This is a genomic window from Pseudomonas agarici (assembly GCF_900109755.1).
Lineage (GTDB): Bacteria > Pseudomonadota > Gammaproteobacteria > Pseudomonadales > Pseudomonadaceae > Aquipseudomonas > Aquipseudomonas agarici.
Map to the genome: position 1 here is coordinate 57,793 of NZ_FOAR01000018.1, position 21,953 is coordinate 79,745.

Annotated in this window: 23 protein-coding genes; 10 read left to right on the top strand and 13 right to left on the bottom strand. The window is 60.4% G+C overall.

Features of this window, described 5'->3' with window-relative positions; translation table 11 throughout:
- Positions 1–159: 159 nt before the first annotated feature.
- On the bottom strand, positions 160–1,881 hold the full coding sequence (gene aceK / locus BMX68_RS16760) for a bifunctional isocitrate dehydrogenase kinase/phosphatase (RefSeq protein WP_017133446.1): 1,722 nt from the start codon (positions 1,879–1,881) through the stop codon (positions 160–162).
- A gap of 144 nt (positions 1,882–2,025) precedes the next feature.
- Between aceK and BMX68_RS16765 the strand changes: the two genes are divergently transcribed.
- The gene (locus BMX68_RS16765) at positions 2,026–2,937 is read left to right on the top strand and encodes a DMT family transporter (protein WP_026013346.1); all 912 of its coding nucleotides are present in this window, start codon (positions 2,026–2,028) and stop codon (positions 2,935–2,937) included.
- Between the two features lie 54 nt (positions 2,938–2,991).
- Here BMX68_RS16765 and BMX68_RS16770 read toward each other — a convergent pair whose 3' ends face one another.
- Together BMX68_RS16770 and cysK are read right to left on the bottom strand one after the other, a co-directional pair.
- Positions 2,992–3,930: an aspartyl/asparaginyl beta-hydroxylase domain-containing protein gene (locus BMX68_RS16770; protein ID WP_017133444.1), complete on the bottom strand. Its 939-nt coding sequence runs from the start codon at positions 3,928–3,930 to the stop codon at positions 2,992–2,994.
- A gap of 208 nt (positions 3,931–4,138) precedes the next feature.
- Positions 4,139–5,113, bottom strand: a complete 975-nt coding sequence (gene cysK, locus BMX68_RS16775) for a cysteine synthase A (protein WP_017133443.1) — start codon at positions 5,111–5,113, stop codon at positions 4,139–4,141.
- 238 nt (positions 5,114–5,351) lie between these two features.
- Between cysK and BMX68_RS16780 the strand changes: the two genes are divergently transcribed.
- Positions 5,352–6,197 (top strand): AAA family ATPase, encoded by an 846-nt coding sequence (locus tag BMX68_RS16780; RefSeq protein WP_017133442.1) that lies wholly within the window; start codon positions 5,352–5,354, stop codon positions 6,195–6,197.
- A gap of 66 nt (positions 6,198–6,263) precedes the next feature.
- Positions 6,264–7,442 (top strand): vWA domain-containing protein, encoded by a 1,179-nt coding sequence (locus tag BMX68_RS16785; RefSeq protein WP_060782635.1) that lies wholly within the window; start codon positions 6,264–6,266, stop codon positions 7,440–7,442.
- A 57-nt stretch (positions 7,443–7,499) separates the two neighbouring features.
- Here the strand turns inward: BMX68_RS16785 and BMX68_RS16790 are convergent, their stop codons facing one another.
- From BMX68_RS16790 to BMX68_RS16805, 4 genes are all read right to left on the bottom strand, one after another.
- Entirely contained in the window at positions 7,500–8,417 is a 918-nt protein-coding gene (locus BMX68_RS16790) for a 5-oxoprolinase subunit C family protein (protein ID WP_060782636.1), read from the bottom strand.
- Positions 8,414–9,118 carry a 5-oxoprolinase subunit PxpB gene (gene pxpB / locus BMX68_RS16795; protein ID WP_017133439.1) on the bottom strand — a complete coding sequence of 235 codons (705 nt, stop codon included), beginning with the start codon at positions 9,116–9,118 and terminating at the stop codon, positions 8,414–8,416. Before pxpB ends, BMX68_RS16790 begins: the two co-directional genes overlap by 4 nt.
- Positions 9,115–9,867, bottom strand: a complete 753-nt coding sequence (locus tag BMX68_RS16800) for a 5-oxoprolinase subunit PxpA (RefSeq protein WP_017133438.1) — start codon at positions 9,865–9,867, stop codon at positions 9,115–9,117. The genes pxpB and BMX68_RS16800 overlap by 4 nt, the downstream gene beginning before the upstream one ends.
- A 61-nt stretch (positions 9,868–9,928) precedes the next feature.
- Complete coding sequence (locus BMX68_RS16805) at positions 9,929–11,215, bottom strand: MFS transporter (protein WP_017133437.1); 1,287 nt, start codon at positions 11,213–11,215, stop codon at positions 9,929–9,931.
- 151 nt (positions 11,216–11,366) lie between these two features.
- On the opposite strand from BMX68_RS16805, the gene BMX68_RS16810 reads away from it, so the two are divergent.
- A complete protein-coding gene (locus BMX68_RS16810; RefSeq protein WP_017133436.1) occupies positions 11,367–12,284 on the top strand; it encodes a LysR family transcriptional regulator in 918 nt (305 codons plus the stop codon).
- A 168-nt stretch (positions 12,285–12,452) separates the two neighbouring features.
- Here the strand turns inward: BMX68_RS16810 and BMX68_RS16815 are convergent, their stop codons facing one another.
- From BMX68_RS16815 to BMX68_RS16825, 3 genes are read right to left on the bottom strand one after another with little or no spacing between them, the layout of a single operon-like run.
- Complete coding sequence (locus BMX68_RS16815) at positions 12,453–12,986, bottom strand: DUF2937 family protein (RefSeq protein ID WP_017133435.1); 534 nt, start codon at positions 12,984–12,986, stop codon at positions 12,453–12,455.
- 17 nt (positions 12,987–13,003) lie between these two features.
- Positions 13,004–13,780 (bottom strand): class II glutamine amidotransferase, encoded by a 777-nt coding sequence (locus BMX68_RS16820; protein ID WP_017133434.1) that lies wholly within the window; start codon positions 13,778–13,780, stop codon positions 13,004–13,006.
- 32 nt (positions 13,781–13,812) lie between these two features.
- Positions 13,813–14,307, bottom strand: a complete 495-nt coding sequence (locus BMX68_RS16825) for a hypothetical protein (RefSeq protein ID WP_017133433.1) — start codon at positions 14,305–14,307, stop codon at positions 13,813–13,815.
- Between the two features lie 90 nt (positions 14,308–14,397).
- Here BMX68_RS16825 and BMX68_RS16830 point away from each other — a divergent pair, with 90 nt between their 5' ends.
- Together BMX68_RS16830 and BMX68_RS16835 are read left to right on the top strand one after the other, a co-directional pair.
- Complete coding sequence (locus BMX68_RS16830; RefSeq protein ID WP_017133432.1) at positions 14,398–16,449, top strand: S9 family peptidase; 2,052 nt, start codon at positions 14,398–14,400, stop codon at positions 16,447–16,449.
- Between the two features lie 68 nt (positions 16,450–16,517).
- Positions 16,518–16,991, top strand: a complete 474-nt coding sequence (locus tag BMX68_RS16835) for a cyclic nucleotide-binding domain-containing protein (protein WP_017133431.1) — start codon at positions 16,518–16,520, stop codon at positions 16,989–16,991.
- An 89-nt stretch (positions 16,992–17,080) separates the two neighbouring features.
- Here BMX68_RS16835 and BMX68_RS16840 read toward each other — a convergent pair whose 3' ends face one another.
- Entirely contained in the window at positions 17,081–17,362 is a 282-nt protein-coding gene (locus tag BMX68_RS16840) for a hypothetical protein (RefSeq protein ID WP_017133430.1), read from the bottom strand.
- A gap of 138 nt (positions 17,363–17,500) precedes the next feature.
- Here BMX68_RS16840 and BMX68_RS16845 point away from each other — a divergent pair, with 138 nt between their 5' ends.
- Positions 17,501–18,187 (top strand): spermidine synthase, encoded by a 687-nt coding sequence (locus tag BMX68_RS16845; RefSeq protein ID WP_017133429.1) that lies wholly within the window; start codon positions 17,501–17,503, stop codon positions 18,185–18,187.
- A 50-nt stretch (positions 18,188–18,237) separates the two neighbouring features.
- Complete coding sequence (locus BMX68_RS16850; RefSeq protein WP_017133428.1) at positions 18,238–18,612, top strand: YajD family HNH nuclease; 375 nt, start codon at positions 18,238–18,240, stop codon at positions 18,610–18,612.
- Between the two features lie 136 nt (positions 18,613–18,748).
- Here the strand turns inward: BMX68_RS16850 and BMX68_RS16855 are convergent, their stop codons facing one another.
- Complete coding sequence (locus tag BMX68_RS16855; protein WP_026013345.1) at positions 18,749–19,330, bottom strand: TetR/AcrR family transcriptional regulator; 582 nt, start codon at positions 19,328–19,330, stop codon at positions 18,749–18,751.
- A 106-nt stretch (positions 19,331–19,436) separates the two neighbouring features.
- Here BMX68_RS16855 and BMX68_RS16860 point away from each other — a divergent pair, with 106 nt between their 5' ends.
- Both BMX68_RS16860 and BMX68_RS16865 read left to right on the top strand, forming a co-directional pair.
- Positions 19,437–20,144, top strand: coding sequence for a glutathione S-transferase family protein (locus BMX68_RS16860; RefSeq protein WP_017133426.1), 708 nt, complete (start codon positions 19,437–19,439; stop codon positions 20,142–20,144).
- Positions 20,145–20,192: 48 nt separating this feature from the next.
- A complete protein-coding gene (locus BMX68_RS16865; RefSeq protein WP_026013344.1) occupies positions 20,193–20,660 on the top strand; it encodes an RNA methyltransferase in 468 nt (155 codons plus the stop codon).
- 38 nt (positions 20,661–20,698) lie between these two features.
- On the opposite strand, the gene BMX68_RS16870 is transcribed toward BMX68_RS16865, so the two are convergent.
- Positions 20,699–21,937, bottom strand: a complete 1,239-nt coding sequence (locus BMX68_RS16870) for a hypothetical protein (protein WP_017133424.1) — start codon at positions 21,935–21,937, stop codon at positions 20,699–20,701.
- Positions 21,938–21,953: the final 16 nt, after the last annotated feature.

The following is a 21,953-nucleotide window of genomic DNA, read 5'->3' on the forward strand; positions in this document are numbered from 1 at the left end:
CTTTCAAGTATTTCTAATTATCACAGATATCTCAAAAATCTTCTATAAATCTTAGCCTTTGCTTCATCGAGGTTACCCACCCGTTTATGATGCCCAAAAACACTTAAAAAGTGGCAAAAAACAAATCAGCCCATGCTACTCGATCCAGTAAACACCCTATTATCCGTTTTCCAGCCCCTTGCGCCGATACGGGAACACATCGATGACCTTGCCGGCGCGAATCGCCTCCTGTAGCCCCTTCCAGTAATCAGCGTTGTACAACTCGCCGTGCAACTGCTCGAACAAGCGGCGCTGCGCCAGGTCGGCAAACAGGAATGGCGGGAACTCCTCGGGAAACACGTCCAGCGGCCCGATGGAGTACCAGGGCTCGCAGGCCATCTCGTCCTCCGGGGTGCGCGGCGCGGGGATATGACGAAAGTTGACTTCGGTCAGCAGGCAAATCTCGTCGTAGTCGTAGAACACCACCCGACCGTGACGGGTCACGCCGAAGTTCTTCAGCAGCATGTCGCCGGGGAAGATATTCGCCGCCGCCAGTTGCTTGATCGCCAGGCCATAGTCCTCCAGCGCCTCGCGGACCTGGGCTGCATTGGCGTTATCCAGGTAGAGATTCAGCGGTGTCATGCGTCGTTCGGTCCAGCAGTGACGGATCAGCACCGTCTCTCCTTCGACCCGCACGGTGGATGGCGCCACTTCCAGCAACTCCTCCAGGCAGGCAGGATCGAACTTGCCCAGGGGAAAACGGAAGTCGGCGAACTCCTGGGTATCGGCCATGCGTCCCACCCGATCGACGCTTTTCACCAGGCGATACTTCTCGATCACCGTCGCTCGATCGACGTTCTTCGATGGCGAGAAACGATCCTTGATGATCTTGAACACCGTGTTGAACCCCGGCAGGGTAAACACGCTCATGACCATCCCGCGCACGCCCGGCGCCATGATGAATCGGTCGTCGGTATCGGCCAGGTGATTGATCAGCGCCCGGTAGAACTCGGACTTACCGTGCTTGTAGAAACCGATGGAGGTGTACAGCTCGGCGATATGCTTACCCGGCAGGATGCGCCGCAGAAAACCGATGAACTGCGCCGGCACCGGCACATCAACCATGAAGTAGGAGCGCGTGAAGGAAAAGATGATGGAGACATCGGCTTCATCGGTGATCAGCGCATCGATCTGGATCCCGCGACCTTCACGGTGCAACAACGCAATCACCAGTGGCCATTGCTCCTCATGGGTAGAGATCTGCCCCACCAGATAGGCTCCTTTGTTGCGGTAGAGCACCGAGGAGAACAGTTCGACACTCAGTTCGGGGTCCTTACAGACCCAATCCGGCAGGCTTTTGCGCAACTGCACCGCCAACCGCCGCAGATCGCCGGGCAGGTCGGCGTAGGCCTCGCTGAACTTGTAATCGGTAAAGATCTGCTCGAGCATACCCAAGAGCTCGCCGAAGGGGCGATAAGTCCGGGTCTGCGCCGCCCATGCCCGCCGCAAGGATGGCCGGGTGGTATGGATGAACATGCAGCCGTCGCTGATCAGCTCATGACTGAACAACCCACAGAAGATCGAGTTGTACCAGGTCTCCCCCAGTTCATCGTCCAAACGCAGGTCAATCAGGCTGATATAGGCACTTTTCACCAGGGGCCAGAGGGTGATATCGAGTAAGGCATTGGCCTCGAATCCGCCCCGCAGCCGCGCGCTAACCTCTCTGACCTGCTCTTCGTAGAGGTTGATTCGTGCCACCGATGCCGCCTGGGCCTCCTGCCAGCGTGCACCTTCGAAACGGGCACGGGCGCCGTCGGTGATCTGGCGAAAGTGCTCGCGGTAATTATCGAAACCATCAAGGATCAGACGGGCGATATCGGTGGCCAGCCGTTGCCGTGACATGGTCAAACCCCTGCGTGACTTTTCGGAGATTATTCTGATCGCGGATCACTTGAGCTTAGAGGTCAATGGTCGCGTGACGCAACCATTGCCTTGCCACCCACATCCGGGGACACTGGCCCGCCTTACCCCGTCAAGGACGCCCCTGTGAGACCCGTCGATATTGTGCGCATGTTTAGTCTGGCCGCCGTCTGGGGTGCCAGTTTCCTGTTCATGCGCATCATTGCCCCGGAGCTGGGAGCCTTTCCCACCGCCTTCTTTCGCGTCTCCATCGCCGCCGTGGGGCTGCTGGTGATCCTGTCGTTGATGCGCGTCCGTTGGGACTTCAAGGGTAAGTTCAAAGTCTGCTTGATGCTCGGTGTGATCAACTCCGGATTGCCGGCGACACTGTATTCGGTCGCCGCCCAGGTGCTACCGGCCGGCTATTCGTCGATCTTCAACGCCACCACGCCACTGATGGGCGTGCTGATCGGCGGCCTGTTCTTCCATGAAAGACTCGGCTTGAGCAAGCTGCTGGGCATCTTCCTCGGTCTGTTCGGGGTCGCGGTGTTGACCCGTGCCGGGCCGGTGAGCTTCAATCTGGAATTACTATTGGGCGCCGCGGCGTGCCTGCTGGCAACCACCAGTTATGGCTTCGCCGGTTTCCTCACCCGCCGCTGGCTCGACCAGCAAGGGGGCTTGGATCCACGGCTGTCGGCCATGGGCAGCATGTTCGGCGCAACCCTGGTGATCCTGCCATTCTTCGCCTACAGCGCCATCGTCCATCCGCCAGCCAACTGGGGTGGAATCAGCGTCTGGAGCTCGCTGCTGAGTCTGGGTCTGGTGTGTACGGCATTGGCCTACATCATGTATTTCAAGCTGATCAGCAGTATCGGCCCGATCAAGTCGATGACGGTGACCTTTATGATCCCGGCGTTCGGCGTATTGTGGGGCGCGCTGTTTCTCGGTGAGCCGCTGTCGATGGCCCATTTGTATGGCGGGGTGTTGATTGCGGTGGCGTTGTGGCAGGTGCTGAAACCGGCCGCGATGGTGAAAGCGGTCGGCGTGGCCGACCGATAAGGCGAATGCAGCGAGCGTTGACCCTAACCAGCGCTCGACACAGATCGCAACAACTCAGCCGAACAACCAGTAGCCGAGCAGCGTCAGCACCATCACCGCCAGCACCGGGCGCATAATGCGGTAGGCCTTGGGGTGCTTACGTTTCCACTGCTTGACCACGCCACTGAAACGGTCACTGAAGTTTTTGCTCCAGGCGTAGGCCTGGTTGATACCGCCCACACGTTCGTCATCGAGATTCTGCGGCGCGGTGGCACGCCCCAGCAAACCACTGACCCAGCGGTTGATCAGGGTCATCGGGCGATTGCTCAATGGCCGCTCGATATCGCAGAACAAGATGACCCGGGTCTGCTCGGTTTCGTTCTTGACCCAGTGCACGTAGGTCTCGTCGAACATCACGTCCTGGCCGTCGCGCCAGGCGTAGACCTGGCCGTCGACAAAAATCCGGCAATCGTCGGAATTGGGTGTCGACAACCCCAGGTGATAACGCAACGAACCGGCGAACGGGTCGCGGTGTGGATTTAGATGGCTGCCACCGGGCAACAGGGCGAACATCGCGCCCTTGATGTTGGGAATGCTGCTGACCAGGGCGACGGTTTTCGGGCAGAGCAGCTCGGCCGACGGCAGCGGCTTGTCGTACCACTTGAGGTAGAAGCGCTTCCACCCCTTCTTGAAGAACGAACCGAAACCGGCATCGTTGTTCTTCTCGGCGGCACGGATATAGCCCTCGTCGAACAAGTGCATGGCCTCTTCGCGAATCACCTGCCAGTTGTCCTTGAGTACATCCAGCTCGGGAAACTTGCTGCGGTCCAGGTACGGCTTGGACGGTACAGCGGAAAACAGGTACATCAAGGCGTTGTACGGGGCAAACAGCGCGGAATGGTTGACGAACTGGCGCAGCACCGGCAAACGCGCCTTGCCGCGCAAATGCACGTAAAGCGTACTGCCGAGGAACAGCAGCAACACTGTGGCCTTGGCGGCAAAGGAAAAGGTCATTCAACACTCCTTGAAAATGGGCAACCTCGGGACAGGGCAATATTCGCCCGACGTGGCAGCCGGCCATGATAAACATTCCCTGCCTCGGGAAAAACCCATCGGCCCACACATTCAGCAGCGGCGGTGGCGCTACACAGCATGTATGTAGCACGTCCCCGCTGAACCGGGACTGATACAGATCAGTTGCGCGGGCGCCGCCCGTGCCGATTTATTGCTGGATCTCCTGGTCGGTGAACAAATCGCTGAACAGCATGCTCGACAGGTAGCGCTCGCCGGAGTCGGGCAGCACCACGACAAGGGTCTTGCCCTGCATTTCCGGAGTCTCCGCCAGGCGCACGGCCACGGCCATGGCGGCGCCAGAGGAAATGCCGCAGAGGATCCCTTCCTCCTGCATCAACCGCAGGGCCATGACCTTGGACTCCTCGTCAGTGACCAATTCAACCCGATCCACCAACGACAGATCGAGGTTCTTCGGCACAAAACCCGCTCCGATGCCCTGGATCTTGTGAGGCGACGGCTTGACCTCCTGTCCGGCCAGGGTCTGGGTGATCACCGGCGATGACACCGGCTCCACTGCCACCGAGAGGATCGGCTTGCCCCGGGTCAGCTTGATATACCGCGAAACACCGCTGAGGGTGCCGCCAGTGCCTACCCCCACCACCAGCACATCGACCGCGCCATCGGTGTCATTCCAGATTTCCGGCCCGGTGGTTTTCTCATGGATCGCCGGGTTGGCCGGGTTGTCGAACTGCGCAGGCATGAAGTAGTGGGCCGGATCGCCGTTGACGATCTCGGCGGCCTTCTCGATCGCGCCCTTCATACCCAGAGCCGGGTCAGTCAGTACCAGCTCGGCACCCAGTGCCTTGAGGACCTTGCGCCGCTCGATGCTCATGGACGACGGCATGGTCAGCAATAATTTGTAGCCACGGGCGGCAGCGACAAAGGCCAGGCCAATCCCGGTATTGCCCGAGGTCGGCTCGACGATGGTCATCCCCGACTTGAGCCGGCCACTGCTTTCGGCATCCCAGATCATGTTCGCGCCGATCCGGCACTTCACCGAATATCCTGGGTTACGCCCCTCGATCTTGGCCAGGATAGTCACACCGCGCGGCGCGATGCGATTGATCTGAACCAGGGGCGTATTACCGATGGAGTGGGCGTTGTCGGCGAAAATACGGCTCATGACAGGGTCCTTTGGGCAACAGAAAGTAAGCTCTCAAGGGTATGCCTCGGGGTTCGAATCGTCCAGTCGTGGCAAACCTGACATGAAGTATCCCGACCGGGTCAGGATGTGACGCACCATTCAGAGACTGAATAAACCGTCGGCGTTCACACTCCACCGGACGCCGCGTTATAGTCGGGCATGGCATTTTCCCGCCGTCCTGTCTGCCAGGCCGGTGTTACCGTTCGAGGAATGACAGATGAAGTTCGAAGGCACCCTAGCCTACGTCGCCACCGATGATCTGAAGTTGGCCGTCAACGCCGCCATTACCCTGGAGCGTCCGCTGCTGGTCAAGGGCGAGCCCGGTACTGGCAAGACCATGCTTGCCGAACAGTTGGCCGAGTCCTTCGGTGCCAAGCTGATCACCTGGCATATCAAGTCCACCACCAAGGCCCATCAGGGCCTGTACGAGTACGACGCGGTCAGCCGCCTGCGCGACTCGCAACTGGGCGTGGACAGGGTCCACGATGTGCGCAACTACCTGAAAAAGGGCAAGCTCTGGGAAGCCTTCGAATCCGATGAGCGGGTGATCCTGCTGATCGACGAGATCGACAAGGCCGATATCGAGTTCCCCAACGACCTGCTGCAAGAGCTCGACAAGATGGAGTTCTATGTCTACGAGATCGATGAAACCATCAAGGCCAAGAAGCGCCCGATCATCATCATTACTTCCAACAATGAAAAAGAGCTGCCGGATGCCTTTCTGCGCCGCTGTTTCTTCCACTACATCGCCTTCCCGGATCGCCCCACGTTGCAGAAGATCGTCGATGTGCACTACCCGGACATCAAGAAAGACCTGGTCAGCGAAGCCCTCGATGTGTTCTTCGACGTGCGCAAGGTGCCGGGCCTGAAGAAGAAACCTTCGACCTCGGAACTGGTGGACTGGTTGAAGCTATTGATGGCCGACAATATCGGCGAAGCGGTATTGCGCGAACGCGATCCGACCAAGGCCATCCCGCCGCTGGCCGGCGCCCTGGTGAAGAACGAGCAGGATGTGCAACTGCTTGAGCGCCTGGCGTTCATGAGCCGTCGCGGCAGCCGCTAGTGGCCTGCCTGATTGTCGCTCGGCGAGCGCTCCCACAGACCCTCCCGTTTATCCGAGGCGATTGCCATGCTGCTCGACCTATTCAATGAAATGCGCGTGGCCAGGGTGCCGGTATCGTTACGCGAACTGCTCGATCTGATCAACGCGCTGAAACAGCGGGTGACCTTCGCCGACATGGACGAGTTCTACTACCTGGCACGGACGATCCTGGTCAAGGACGAACGCCATTTCGACAAGTTCGACCGAGCGTTCAGTGCCTATTTCAATGGCCTGGAAAAACTCGACGAGCATCTTCAGGCGCTGATTCCCGAAGACTGGCTGCGCAAGGAATTCGAACGTTCGCTAAGTGCTGAAGAGCGCGCCCAGATCCAGTCCCTCGGCGGTCTTGACAAGCTGATCGAAGAATTCAAGAAACGCCTGGAAGAACAGAAGGAACGTCACGCCGGCGGCAGCAAGTGGATCGGCACCGGCGGCACCAGCCCCTTCGGTTCCGGCGGTTTCAACCCGGAAGGCATCCGCGTCGGCGATGCCGGCAAGCGCCAGGGCAAGGCCGTCAAGGTCTGGGACCAGCGCGAGTACAAGAACCTCGACGATCAGGTCGAACTGGGCACACGCACTATCAAGGTAGCCCTGCGCCGCCTGCGTAAATTCGCCCGTCAGGGCGCAGCGCAAGAGCTGGACATCGAGAGCACCATCGACCACACCGCCCGTGACGCCGGCCTGCTGAATATCCAGATGCGCCCGGAGCGGCGCAACACCATCAAGCTGTTGCTGCTATTCGATATCGGCGGTTCGATGGATACCCATGTGAAGATCTGCGAGGAGTTATTCTCGGCGTGCAAGACCGAGTTCAAGCACCTGGAGTACTTTTACTTTCACAACTTCATTTATGAATCGGTGTGGAAGAACAACTTGCGCCGGGGTTCGCAGCGAACTTCGACCCAGGACCTGCTGCACAAGTACGGCGCCGACTACAAGGTAATCTTTGTGGGTGATGCGGCCATGGCCCCGTATGAAATCACTCAGGCCGGCGGCAGCGTCGAGCACTGGAACGAAGAGCCGGGCTATCTGTGGATGCAGCGTTTCATGGAAAAGTACAAGAAACTTATCTGGATCAACCCGTATCCGAGAGACACTTGGGATTATACCGCCTCGACCCATATTGTCCGGGATCTGATCGAGGACCAGATGTATCCGTTGACCCTGCGCGGTCTGGAAGAAGGGATGCGATTTCTGTCCAAATAAACAGCGACGAAACCCCTGTGGCGAGCGGACTTGCCCGCTCGCCACAGGGGACCGGCATCAGGCGAACTTGCGCATGAATTCGACTTGCTGCCGATGAGCGCTGTCCTGCACTGTCGGTGCCAGCCTTACCTTTGTCCCCGGCAGGCATTGCGCCAATCGCGCCAGCGATAGTGGCGTCAATGCCCCCAGCCGCGGATAACCGCCAATGGTCTGTCGGTCATTGAGCAACACGATCGGTTGTCCGTCTGGCGGTACTTGGATCGCCCCCAGGGGAATGCCCTCGGAAATCATCGGTTGGCCCTGATACGTCAGCGCCGGTCCCAACAGCCGAATACCCATCCGATCACCACGACTGTCCAGGGTCCAGGTGCTGTTGAAGGCGTCGAACAGACTTTGCCCGCTGAACGCGCCAATCTGTGCGCCCAAGACCACCCGCAGCGGCGCTTTGGCGTGGAAGTCAGGAACCTGCGCCGCCGATAGCTCTCTGGGGGGCACCGCCGCGCCTGAATAACTCAGGCTGGCGCCTTTGGGCAAAGGCTTGCCAAGCCCATCAAGTCCCCCCAGCTCTTCACGCACCACGCAGGCGCTACTGCCCAGTACCTTGGGCGCATCAAAACCACCCGGGGCCGCCAGATAGGCACGGGCGCCCAGCAAAGGCTGGGTGAATTGCAGGCGCTGTCCCTTGTTCAGGACGAAACTACGCCAGGGCACCAGGGCCTGGCCATCTATCTGAGCGCCCAGGTCGGCTCCGGCCAACGCCAGGCAACAATTCTCCTGGGCAACCAACGTGAGTCCACCGAGAGCGATTTCCACCACCGACGCGTCTAATGGATTGCCCAGCAGGTGGTTGGCCCAGGACATCGATACCCAATCCAGCGCGCCCCCCTGGGTAACCCCGAGATGGCGCACGCCGAACCGTCCACGGTCCTGCAACAGGCACAGCGGCGTGCTGGCCTCGATCAACAGATGGCTCATGCCAGGGCCTCCAAAGGCGTATCGTCGCCACCCAACTTGATGAACTCGGCGTGGTCAATCGCGGCAAACCGCACGGTATCGCCCGGCTGCATCAGGCTGTAGCCGTCGCGCTCGCGGTCGAACAGTTTGCTCGGGGTGCGCCCGATCAGGTTCCAACCGCCCGGCGAGACCACCGGGTAGGCCGCCGTCTGGCGCTCGGCAATACCGACACTGCCCGCTGCGACTTTCTTGCGCGGCGTACTCAGGCGCGGCGCCGCCAGTGGCTCTTCCACCAGCCCCATAAAGGCGAAGCCTGGGGCAAAGCCCAGGGCAAACACTTGATATTCGCGCTCGCTGTGGCGACGGATCACTTCGCCGGTCGACCAACCGGTCCGTGCAGCCAACAGGCTCAACTCCGGGCCGACACTCAGGTCGTACCACACCGGCAGCACATGACATTGGCCGCCAGTCCGAGCATTGGGCGCCAGGTCGTTCAAGGCCTCGGCGATCAGTTCCCGAGCCTGGCTCGGACTCAAGGCCATCAGGTCGTAATGCACCATCAAGGTGGTATAGGACGGCACCAGGTCGACCAGGTGTCCGGCAAAACCGTTACGCAGGCGTTCGCTGGCGGCGAGCATCCACGGCATGTTTTCTTCGGCAATCACATCGAATAAACGCACCATCAGGCAGTCGATGGCCACCACTTCAATCCGTGGCTTCATGGGTTCGACTGCCGATCCAGGGCCTCGCGAATGCGCCGCACGGCCTCAACCGAACTGGCGTTGTCGCCATGCACGCAAAGTGTGTTGGCCTGCAAACGCAAGGCGCTGCCATCGCTGGCGGTCAGATCATCGCCACGGGCGATAGTCAGGGCCTGCTCGATGATGCGCTCCGGCTCATGGTGTACCGCCCCCGGCAATTGCCGGGAAACCAGGCGTCCGGCGCTGTCATAGGCGCGGTCGGCGAAGGCTTCGAACCACAGCGTCACGCCATACTCGTCGCCCAGCGCCTGGGCCGCGCTGTTGTCGCGCATCGCCAGCAGCATCAGCGGCAACTCGCGGTCATAGGCGGCAATCGCCTTGATCACCGAACGCAACTGCTCGGGATTGGCCATCATGTCGTTGTACATCGCGCCATGGGGTTTGACATAGCTGACCCGTGCGCCCTGGGCCCGGCAGATACCGTCCAGCGCACCGATCTGGTAATGCAGCAGATCCTGGATTTCCTGGGGGGTGCAGGCCATGGAGCGGCGACCGAAACCGACCAGATCCGGATACGCCGGATGAGCGCCAATGCGCACATCATGGGTCAGGGCCAGGGTGACGGTCTTGCGCATGATGCTCGGATCTCCCGCGTGATAACCACAGGCGATGTTGGCGCAGTCGACGAACGGCATGACTTGAGCATCCAGACCCATGGTCCAGTTGCCATAGCTTTCACCGATATCGCAATTCAGTAACAGGCGGCTCACGGTAGATGCTCCTGTGGGGGGTTATCGACTTGATTCGGGGCGCAGAACCCGCGCCCACGGATTACTGTGCTTGGAGTTGCTTGCCACGGGTTTCCGGCAGGCTCAGGGCCGCGAGGATCACCACGCCATAGGATACGGCGGCAAAGCCCCCAATCCCTACGCTCAGCGGCACTGTCTGGCTGAGCAGACCGATCAGCAGAGGGAACAGCGCGGCCAGTGCGCGACCGATGTTGTAGCAGAAGCCCTGGCCCGAGCCGCGAATCCGGGTCGGAAACAGTTCGGTGAGAAACGCGCCCATGCCGCTGAAGATCCCCGAGGCGAAGAAGCCCAACGGGAAACCCAGCCACAACATCACCTCGTTGCTGACCCGCAATTGGGTATAAAGCAGGACGATGATGAACGAGCCGACGGCAAACAGGATGAAGTTCCTCTTGCGCCCCAACAGGTCGGTCAGATAGGCACTGATCACATAGCCCGCGTAGGAGCCGATGATCACCATCGCCAGATACCCGCCCGTACTCAGCACGCTCAAGCCGCGCTCATTTTTCAGGAAGGTCGGCAGCCAGGACGTGATGGCGTAATAGCCACCCAAGGCACCGGTGGTCAACAACGACGCACGAATCGTGGTGCTGAGCATCCCGGGGGCGAAAATCTCGTAAAAGCGCGCCGGGTTGCTGGGCGCTTCTTCGGCCTTGGCCTGACGATAGATTTCCGGGTCCTTGACCAGCCGGCGGACGAAAATCACGAAGATCGCCGGCACGATGCCCAACAGGAACAGCGCTCGCCAGGCGTCTTCAGGAGGTAGCAGCGAAAACAGCAAAGCATACAGCAGCGCTGCCATACCCCAACCCAGCGCCCAGCCGGATTGCACCATGCCCACCGCCTTGCCACGATCCTGGGCGCGGATCACCTCGCCCATCAACACCGCGCCAGCAGTCCACTCACCGCCGAAGCCGAAGCCCATCAGTGTTCGTGCCACCAACAACTGGTTATAGTTCTGGGCCAAGCCGCAGAGAAAAGTGAAAAAGGCAAACCAGAGCACGGTCAATTGCAGCGTGCGCACCCGACCGATACGGTCGGAGAGGATCCCAGCGATCCAGCCACCGAGGGCCGAGGAGATCAACGTGCTGGTGGAAATCAGCCCGGCCTGACCAGTGGTGATACCCCACATGGCGATCAGCGTCGGGATAACAAAGCTAAGCATCTGGGTGTCCATACCGTCGAGGCCATAGCCGATCTTGCAACTCCAGAACGTCCGACGTTCCTGTTGATTAATACGGCGGTACCAGGCGAACGGTCCAGGCGGACCTTCGGCCTTGGCAACATCCAGCGAGTCGGGCGTACTCATGGGGGAAATTCTCCACAGCGAACTTATTGGTATTGTTCTAACAGCCGGCGACGCTTATCGTTGGTCACCAGTCGGGCGCCATTTTTGTTGCACCTGCCCTGCGCGTCCAACTAATAAAAGCTGTTCCCAGGCATAAGAAAAAGTTGATTGTATGAACCTCAAATTTCTCGAAACCTTTGTATGGGTTGCCCGGCTCAAGAGCTTTCGCCTGACCGCGGACAAGCTCTTCACCACTCAGGCGTCCATCTCCAGCCGGATCGCCGTGCTCGAAAGCGAGCTGGGGGTCAAGCTGTTCCTGCGCGATTCGCGGGGTGTCAGCCTGACTCCCGAAGGACTCAAGGTGCTCGATTATGCCGAGCAGATGATCGACACCATGCAGGCCCTCAAGCAGTCTATCGAGATCAGCTCGACCAAGGTCGGGCGTATACGCATCGGTGTCATGGATACGGTGATCCACACCTGGCTCAGTCCCTTGGTGGCGGAAATGATGGACCGTTTCCCCCTGGTGGAAATCGAGCTGGTGGCCGATACGGCGCTGAACCTCTGCGATCAGTTGCAAAAAGGCTTTCTTGACCTGGTCCTGCAAACCGACCTGCTGCGTCAGGAATCCATCCGCAGCCTGGAACTGGCCAGCTACCCGATGGGCTGGGTGGTGGCCAGCCACTCGATCTACAACCGCGAGTATACAAGCCTAGCGGAGATTGCCCGGGAACGCATCGTGACCTTCTCCAAGAACTCCCGGCCGCATCAGGAAATCCTCGGTTTGATGCAGACCCACGGCGTTCCCGCGCCGCGCCTCAATTGCGTGAACTCGGTGTCGGCGATTACCCGACTGATTCGCGACGGCTTCGGTATCGGTGCTTTCCCGCCAGCGCTGGTCAGCGCGGAACTGGCGCGGGGCGAGTTGACCCTGCTGGCGCTGGAAATACGCCCACCGAACCTGGAAGTGGTGGTGTCCTGGCGAGTCGGTGTGGAGTTGGTCGAAGAGATTGTCGCGCTGTGTCAGAAGGTCTTGCACAGTTATGCCAGCAAGGTCGGGGAACACTATGTGGTGCTGAGCAGGGCCTAGGCTCGGTACGAAATGTATCTGCGCCCGCTCATGCGGCGTTGAGCGCCGGCTCGCCATGCTCATTGACCATCCGTCAACCGCACTGGCTCGCCTGCTTTCGCCCGGCCCTCGCTCGAAAACATTGCACACAGACCCTAGTGGCCTGCGTGGCTGGTCTTGCGAGAGCGGTTACCGGCTCCGCTCCCGCCGGGCCAGGCGTTCACGCTGGCGCTTGCCGCCCAGCACGACCCAGTCCACCAGCCGGAAGAAGCCTTCGATGACGAAGGAGAACAGTAACGCTGCGCCCATGGCCCAGCCAATCGCTTCGGGCGACAGCAGCACCTGGTAGGTGTAGCCCCGCAGGGTTTCTTCGCGGATGGCCGGGTCCGCCGCATACGCAAGCTGCAACGCGCGCTTGTACCAGGGCCCCTGCATCGCCTGGAACTGGTCATCGAGCAGGCGCTGACGGTCGAGCAAGGTGCCGAGGCTGTCGGCATCGCTGCGAAATACCGGGTCGTCACTGGCGCGATAATGCGCCACCAACGCCTGCAGATCGCCCTTGAAGAATTGTTCGGCAGTCTTGCGAAAACCTTGTAGGCCGGTCTGCGCCTCGATCAGATGCGCCTCGACCCGCTTGGCGTAATCGTTGATCAAGCCCGGCACCTGAATGCCGATCAACAGTCCCAGGGTAAACAGTATCAGCCGCAGATAACTCAACCACATAACCGATGCCCTTGCCCTTATTCAGTCCGGCCCTGGCTGACGCATTCACCGCGCCGCCACAGGCTCCATTGTCCCGGCTCGTAGCGGGTCCAGGTCTCGTTTTCCGTCAGGGGGTCGGTGGCGATCACCGTGACCACATCGTTGGGGGTGGTTTCGGCCTGGAAATCGACGATCATATCGACATCCTTCAGCCGGGCCGGCCCGAAGGGCGCGCGGCGGGTGATCTGGGCCAGCTTGGTCGAGCAATAGCAGAACAGCCAGTCGCCATCGCTGAGCAAGCAGTTGAATACACCCTTGGTGCGATACTCGGCACAGGCCTGGACCAGCGATGGCAGCAGTTCTTCCACCTCCACCGGTTCGGGAAAAGCCTGGCGCACCCGATTGAGCAGATCGCAGAAGGCCGCTTCGCTGTCGGTATCGCCGACCGGACGATAAAAGCTACTCGGTGATCGCAAGTCCGCCAACTGGCCGTTATGAGCGAAACACCAGTTACGCCCCCACAGCTCACGGACAAAGGGATGGGTATTGGACAAGCACACTTTGCCGACATTGGCCTGGCGGATATGGCCGATCACCACTTCGCTCTTGATCGGGTAACGCTGCACCAGTTGCGCCACTTGCGACTCACTGCTCGCGGCCGGGTCCTGGAACAGGCGCAGCCCGCGACCTTCGTAGAAACCGATGCCCCAACCGTCGCGATGAGGGCCGGTCCGCCCGCCACGCTGCATGAGCCCGGTAAAGCTGAAAACGATATCGGTCGGCACATTGGCGCTCATGCCCAACAACTCACACATGTTCGGACTCTCGCTTCAATGCAGGAACGTGCTTACAAACGCGGCTCGACCCGTGAACGACCGACACCGACGGAAGGCGGCTGACGGCGCGGGCGCTGTGAACTGTCCACGGCGGTGAAAGGCTGGTCATCCGCCTCGACTTCAGCGCGAGCCGCCGCCGACTGCAACTGCAGTTTGCGGGCCTTGCTGGAGCGCTCGAGCGGCCAACGGATCAGCACGAAGACCCCATACACGCCAAGGGCGATGATCAAGTACATGAACAGATCGGAAACCGCGCGCCACGCATTGTTGCCGACCTTGAACAACAGATCGAGGGCGGTAATCGCCACTGCCGGGGCAAAACGCTCTTTCACCGGGTCGAGAATGGTCGGGCTCAACAGCAGCACCGCCCCCAGCAACCGCAGCGGCTCGCGCAACCAGCGCCAGGTCCAGCGCGTCAGGCGAAACCACACCAACAGGCAGCCCAAGGCGGCAAAGGCGTAGCAACCCCAGGCGATCAAATAGTCGTTCTCGGTCATGGTGTCCATGGCAAGGCTGGCAATGAGAGGCTTATGATAACGGCTTTTCGCCGGTCCGGCTGCACCGCCGTCAGCGATCCTCAAGACAGAGAGTTGCCCATGCCTCGCAAAGCCACCGCCAGCAGTGCCCCGATTGCCCCCACCGGCCCAGGTTCGGATCCTTACGCCTGGTTGCAGGAGCGTGACAGCGAGGCGGTACTCGATTACCTCAAGGCCGAAAATAGCTACCTGCAAGCGCAATTGGCCGACCAGGCCGAGCTGCGTGAAAGCTTGTTCGAAGAGATCAAGGGGCGGATTCTCGAAACCGACCTATCGCTGCCCTCGCCCTGGGGGCCGTTCCTCTATTACACCCGAACCACCGCGGGTGACGAATACGCCCGCCACTATCGCTGCCCGCGCCCAGCCGATGACAGCCTGATTGTCGACGAAAGCCGCGAACAACTGCTGCTCGATCCCAATGTGCTGGCCAATGGCGGCTTCTTTTCCCTCGGCGCCTTCAGCATCAGCCCGGACCATCAGCGCTTGGCCTACAGCCTCGACACCAGTGGCGAGGAGGTCTACCAGCTATACGTCAAGGAATTGGCCAACGGCAACCTGATCGAGCTGCCCTTCGAGAACTGCGACGGCAGCATGACCTGGGCCAACGACAGCCGCACACTGTTCTTCGGCGAACTGGACGACACCCACCGCCCGCACAAGCTGTATCGCCATACCCTTGGCGAAACCGTCGCCGAAGCTGTGTTGCATGAGCCCGACGGACGGTTTTTCCTGCATTGCTATCGCAGCAGTTCCGAACGGCAACTCGTTGTGTCGCTCAACAGCAAGACCACCAGCGAAGCCTGGGTGCTCGATGCCGATACACCGCAAAAGCCTTTCACTTGCCTGGCGGCGCGGGTCGAAGGCCATGAGTATTTCGTCGACCACGGTCGGTACCAGGATCAATGGCGCTGGTTTATCCGCAGCAACCAGGACGGTATCAACTTTGCCCTGTTCCAGGCCGTGGACGGCGACATTCCCCGTCGCGAAGACTGGCAACGGCTGATCCCGCACAATGACCAGATCATGCTCGAAGGCCTGACCCTCAATGCCCAGGCCCTGTGCCTGAGCCTGCGTGCAGGCGGCCTGCCGATCATCGAAGTACACCCCAGCGGGTTGCCCGCCTACCGCGTGGAATTACCGGATGCCGCCTACAGCCTCCACGTGCAGGACAGCCTGGAGTTCAACAGCGATAAGGTCCGCCTGCGCTATGAAGCCCTCAATCGCCCGGCCCAGGTCCGTCAATTGAGCCTGGCCAGCGGCGAGCAGCAAGTCCTGAAGCAAACCCCGGTACTCGGATCGTTCGATCCCGATGCCTACGTCAGCCAGCGCCTATGGGCGACCGCGCCAGATGGCACACAGGTGCCGATCAGCCTGGTGGTCAAGCGCGAGCGGCTGGGCCAGGCCACCCCGCTCTATCTCTATGGTTATGGTGCCTACGGCGAAAGCCTCGACCCTTGGTTTTCCCATGCCCGCCTGAGCCTGCTGGAGCGCGGCGTGGCCTTCGCCATCGCCCACGTGCGCGGCGGCGGCGAGCTGGGCGAGGCCTGGTATCGCGCTGGCAAGCAGGAACACAAGCAGAACACCTTCAGCGACTTTATCGCCTGCGCCGAACATCTGATCGCCACGGGCCTGACCACTTCCAAGCAACTGGTGATCAGCGGTGGCAGCGCCGGCGGTCTGCTGATCGGTGCGGTGCTCAACCAGCGCCCGGAGCTGTTCCAGGCGGCGATTGCCGAAGTGCCGTTCGTCGATGTGTTGAACACCATGCTCGACCCCGAACTGCCCTTGACCGTCACCGAGTACGACGAGTGGGGCAACCCGCAAGCGCCCGAGGTGTACGCGCGCATCAAGGCCTATGCGCCTTACGAGAACGTCCGCGCCCAGGCGTATCCGGCGACGCTGGTGATTGCCGGCTACAACGACAGCCGTGTGCAGTATTGGGAAGCGGCTAAGTGGGTGGCGAAATTGCGTGCCAACAAGACCGACGAGCATCTACTCTTGCTCAAGACCGAGCTGGGCGCCGGCCACGGCGGCATGAGCGGGCGCTATCAGGGATTACGTGACGTCGCGCTCGAATATGGTTTTGTCTTCAAGGTACTCGGCATCGCCTGAGTTGTCTTATTGGGGCTAGCGGGCCTCGAAACCCAAACAGAACAGGTAATCAGGACAGATCGTGGACCATGCCAGAACCGACCTTACTGAATAACGAAATTCGCGACATGCTGATGGATTGCGGTCTGTTCAACCAACTGCTGCCCATCGACTGCCAGGCGGCGGCCGGCTATTTCAGCATCAGCACCATTGCCAAGGGCGAGAAGATCTTCCACGAGGGCGATGCCGGCACCTTCATGTGCATCATCCATGACGGCAGCGTCAATGTGCAGAAGAACAACGAGGCAGGCCAGCCCGTGGTGATCGCCACCCTGCGCGCCGGTCGCGCCTTCGGCGAGATGGCGGTGCTCGACGGCGAGCGGCGCTCGGCCAGTTGTGTCGCCGCCAGCGACTGCCAACTATTGAACCTGGGCAAGGACTCCCTGGAAAAGATGCTCAACGATGCGCCGAAAATCGCCGCCAAGATCATTCGCGCCATCGCCATCGCCCTGTCGAAACGCCTGCGCATGGCCGACGGCCAGTTGCTCTCACAACAGATTTAGTAGCCATGTGACTGCTCCTCGTCATCGCCGGCTATGACCCGTTACAGCGCCTTGGCCATGGGCTTGCGGCATCCTCACCGTACAGGCCACTAGTGGGAGATCGGCTTGGGCTTGGCCTTATCGTTCGGGTCACTCTGCTCCAGACCTGGCAATGTCTGATCCTTGGGTGGCGATGGCAGTTCGATGCTCGGCAAGGGTTCGCCGGGCTTGGCCGGCGTGCTCGGCATGACTTGAGGGTACGGTGTGGGAGTCGCGGTGCCGGGGGAGCCCGGGGTCGGTGTCACCGGCACCGGCGATAACTCCTCGGCTTGCACCGAGGTAAACGTCAACGCAGACAGCACAATGGCCGTTAGAATACTGCCCTTGCTCATAAAACAGTACCTTTGATCATAAAATAATGCCTTTGAATAGAATCGCACCTTTCATCTAATCGCTGCGCAGCCACACCGATCAGTCTTTTATCAGGCTACTCGCAACGCAACCATTTTGCCCTTCTCAATGAGACTGCCATGAAACGTTTCGTTCTGCTCGACACCACCCCGATTCCGGAAAACGGCGGTGCCCTGTGCCTATTCGAGTATGGCGAGGACTTCGTGATCAAGATCCAGGGAGGCAACGGCGGGCAATTGATGAACACCCGCATGCACGGTTCCGAAGATGCCCTGGCCGAGATTCCTTGCCGCAAAGTCGCCGGTCGGCCGCAGTCACGGGTGTTGATCGGAGGTCTGGGCATGGGCTTTACCCTCGCCTCGGCCCTCAAACACCTGGGCAAGACTGCCGAGGTGGTCGTCGCCGAACTGGTACCCGGCGTGGTCGAGTGGAACCGCGGACCACTCGGCGAAAAGGCCGGACGCCCGCTGGCCGATCCACGCACGGTGATACGCCTGGAAGATGTCGCCAAGGTCCTGCAGGCCGAGTCCAATGGCTTCGATGCGATCATGCTCGATGTCGACAATGGTCCCGAAGGGCTGACTCAAAAGACCAACAGTTGGCTTTACTCCGCCGCCGGTCTGAACGCCTGTGCCAAGGCCCTGCGGCCCAAGGGCGTGCTGGCCGTGTGGTCAGCCAGCGCCGACAGCCATTTCTCCGGCAAACTGCGCAAGGCCGGCTTCAAAGCCGTAGAGGTCCAGGTCTATGCCCACGGCAACAAGGGCACGCAACACACCGTGTGGATCGCCGAAAAGCTCAAGAACTGAGCTAAACTTTGCCGCATAACCGTCATTAACCTATTTGACAAGGTAACCCCATGAGTTCGGCCAACACGCCTTCCCCTACCGCCAAGCTGGATCGCATCCTCGCCGATGCGAAACGCGATAAAGAGATGGGCTATCGCGACAAGGCACTGAAAATGTACCCGCACGTCTGCGGTCGCTGCGCCCGCGAGTTTTCCGGCAAGCGTCTGAGCGAGCTGACTGTGCATCACCGCGACCACAACCATGACAACAACCCGCAAGACGGCTCCAACTGGGAGCTGCTTTGCCTGTTTTGTCATGACAACGAGCACTCGCGCTACACCGACCAGCAGTACTTCGGCGACAGCTCCCTGAACAGCCCGAAGATCGCCAAGGCCACCCACAATCCGTTCGCGGCGCTGGCCGGGTTGATGAAGAAAGACGAGTAGGCTGGCTGTACCGACTTCCTTTATACCGTGAACAGGTCAACATCGAACTGATCGAGGGTCTGGTTCATTCTGCAGAAACTCGCCCCTGCAATGCAGCAGAATCGGTCATGCCTGCGACCGAACTCATCAGGACGGCCTATTTCAATAAAGCAAAAAGCGGGCGCACCAGCCCCTCCAACAATTCCCGTTCGGGTCTTGAGCGGGACAGTACCTGAAGCCCCATCAGCACGCCCAGACACAGGCGCGCCAGATCGTCCGCCGGTGTCGACGCATTGATACTGCCCTGGGCTTGACCGGCACGGATACAACGCCGGAAAAAGCCCTCTATCCCTTCCTGGACCTGGGCCAACAGCACCCTGAACTCCGGATCGTGGGGCGCCACCTCAAGGGCTGCGTTGACGATAAAACAGCCCTTATGTTCAAGGTCATCCAGCGACCGCTCGATGATCTCATTGAAGAACGCCAGCACCGCCTCGCGGGGTGGCAATTGTTGCTCCAAACGCGCGGAGCGCTCGCAGAAACCGTGCCTGATGTAATGCTTGAGCGCCAGGCCGAACAGCGCGCGCTTGTCACCAAAGGCATTGTACAGGCTGGCTGCGGTGATCCCCATGGCCTGCGTCAGGTCTCGTACCGAGGTCGCCTCATAGCCACGAGACCAGAAGCAGCGGACCGCTGCCGCCAATGCCCCGGTCTCATCAAACTCTCTGGGTCGCGCCATTACTCACACACTGATTCAAATTGAAGTCGAACGACGATTGTCATATACCTGGTTTTCAGCCTATTTTATAACAATCGATCCAAAACATCAGCCAGGACCCTTCATCATGATCCATTTCTTTTTCCATCCGACCCCCAACCCCGCCAAAGTCGCCCTGTTTCTCGAAGAAACGGCGCTGCCCTACGAAGTGATCCCCGTCGATACCAGCAAGGGCGAGCAGCACAGCCCGGAGTTCCTGGCGATCAACCCCAATGGCAAGGTCCCGGCAATCGTTGACACCGAAGGTCCGGACGGTCGCGAAGTGCGTGTGTTCGACTCGAACGCGATCCTTTTGTACCTGAGTGAAAAGACCGGGCAACTCGGCGGGCAACCCGGTGATCGCGGCGAACTGCTGTCGTGGATGATGTTTATCGGCACTGGCCTCGGGCCATTCTCCGGGCAGGCGGTGCACTTCCAGCACTCGGCCCCGGAAAGCCTGCCCTATGCCATCAATCGCTATCGCCGGGAAGCCGAGCGGCACTACCGGATACTTGACCAGCACCTGGCCGGGCGTAACTATATCGTCGGGGACAGCTATTCGATTGCCGATATTTCGGCCTGGGGCTGGATCGACAGGGCTTCACGGGTACTCAAGGGCGAAGAGTCGCCGCTGGCCGCCTACCCTCATCTGTCGGCCTGGTTCCAACGTATCGACGCCCGGCCAGCCGTGGCCCGTGCGCGCCAAGTAGGCAAGAGCCATGCCTTCAAACAGGTCAACGACGAACAGACACGCCGCGCGCTGTTCCCCTCGAACTATCCCGACACCACGGTCTGAGGAAGATGCCGGTATAATCGCGTCTTTTTCCTGAAAGGCACCCGGCCCGTGGCAAACAAAAGGTACAGCTGCATTGGTTTGTATAACCCCAAGTCACCGGAAAACGTCGGTTCGGTGATGCGTGCAGCTGGCTGCTACGGCGTGGCCTCAGTGTTCTATACCGGCAAGCGTTATGAGCGGGCCAGGGACTTTGTTACCGACACCAAGAAGGTCCATCAGGATATTCCGCTGATCGGTATCGACGACCTGAAAAAAATCTTGCCGCTGGGCTGTATCCCGGTTGCGGTCGAGTTGGTGGAAGGCGCCCGCTCGCTGCCGGAGTACACCCACCCGGACCGTGCGTTGTATATCTTCGGCCCGGAAGATGGCTCGTTGGACAAGGCGATCCGCGACTGGTGTGAGGACGTGGTGTACATCCCCACCACCGGCTGCATGAACCTCGCCGCCACCGTCAACGTGGTGCTCTATGATCGGCTGGCCAAGGGCAATAACACCCGTTCGGGCCCCAAGTTCTGAAATGGCCTGGAACAACTAAACTAAGGCCTGAGCCGAGGCTACTTCAATAAATCACTGGCCAATACCTTCGACGGCCCGCCCATCAGGCTCTCGCTGAGCTGGATGAATTCCTCGGTCGTCACGGTATCCAGACGCATCGCCGCCCGGCTCACATCGTCCAGCGAGCGCTGGTTGCCGGTCCGCTGGCGAATTTCTCGATCCAGTTCCTGCAGCAGCAGCACCGCACGGGCTACAGTCGGTCCGCTTACCTGATCGCCGCGCAAGCCAGTGACCTGGCGGCTGACGCGGGCCAGCTTCGCCTGCAAGGCCAGATAACGCTGCTCGCTCAGCCCCCCCGCTCGTCGCACCAGCTCAATGGCGTAATACTCTGCCAGGCCTTCGCCGATCCAGTCGCTGTGATGGCTGTCGTTGATCCGGCCGAAAACATGCACCAGCTCGCGCAGTAACGGACTGGCCCCCGACTCCTTGATCAGCGGCTCGGTGGAGTGCAGGTAGATCGAATCATGGGCCGCCTGGCTGCCGCGCAGCATCGACTCACTCGCTCCAACCACCAATAGTTTCGCAGGATTGCGCGGGAAGACTTCCTGCACCTTGGGCCAGACAAACGTCAGCAACGTCAACACATCTGCCCGTCGCATGCCTTGACCTCTGGGACCGGCGACCGTCACTTCGGTTTCCCCCAGACGCGTGCGCCGGCTGCCGAGATTGCCGGCCAGCATCCAGCCGGTCGGACGGTCGAACAGGCGCGAGACGTTATCGATGCGAAAGCGGTTGTTACCGATTCTCGGCCAAGCGGTCTCGACGCTTTTCCAGCCGGTGGGCAACTCGAACTCCAGGCGCGACACCAGTTCAGTACCGTCCTGCTGGTCCAGGTGCGCGGGCGGGACCAGTTGCTCGCCCCGTAGTAAGGCCCAGTTTGCGGTCAGGCGGGTATCGAAGCTACCGTTCTTGCGCGGATGGCTGATGTTCACCCGATAGCTGAGGCTGGCCTTGCCGGGGGCCGGGCGCCAGATCCCGCGGCTGTGGGTGCCGGCCTGATCAGGTGTCAGCAACCACAGGCCATCGGCCTTGAAGTCGGTGTAGTCACCCCGGCTGCCAAGGTCGAAGTCGAAACTGCGCACCGCCGAACCCTGGGCCAGGGTCAGCCGCACTTCGGCCTGGTCGCTCTGGGGCAGCAGGCGCACATGATAATCCAGGTCGATTTTTTTCCCAGCCCAACCGGGGCCAGACAGCATCAGCAGCAAAACCCCCAGCAACAGTCGGCCACGCACCGGCATACACACTCCCTCAGGT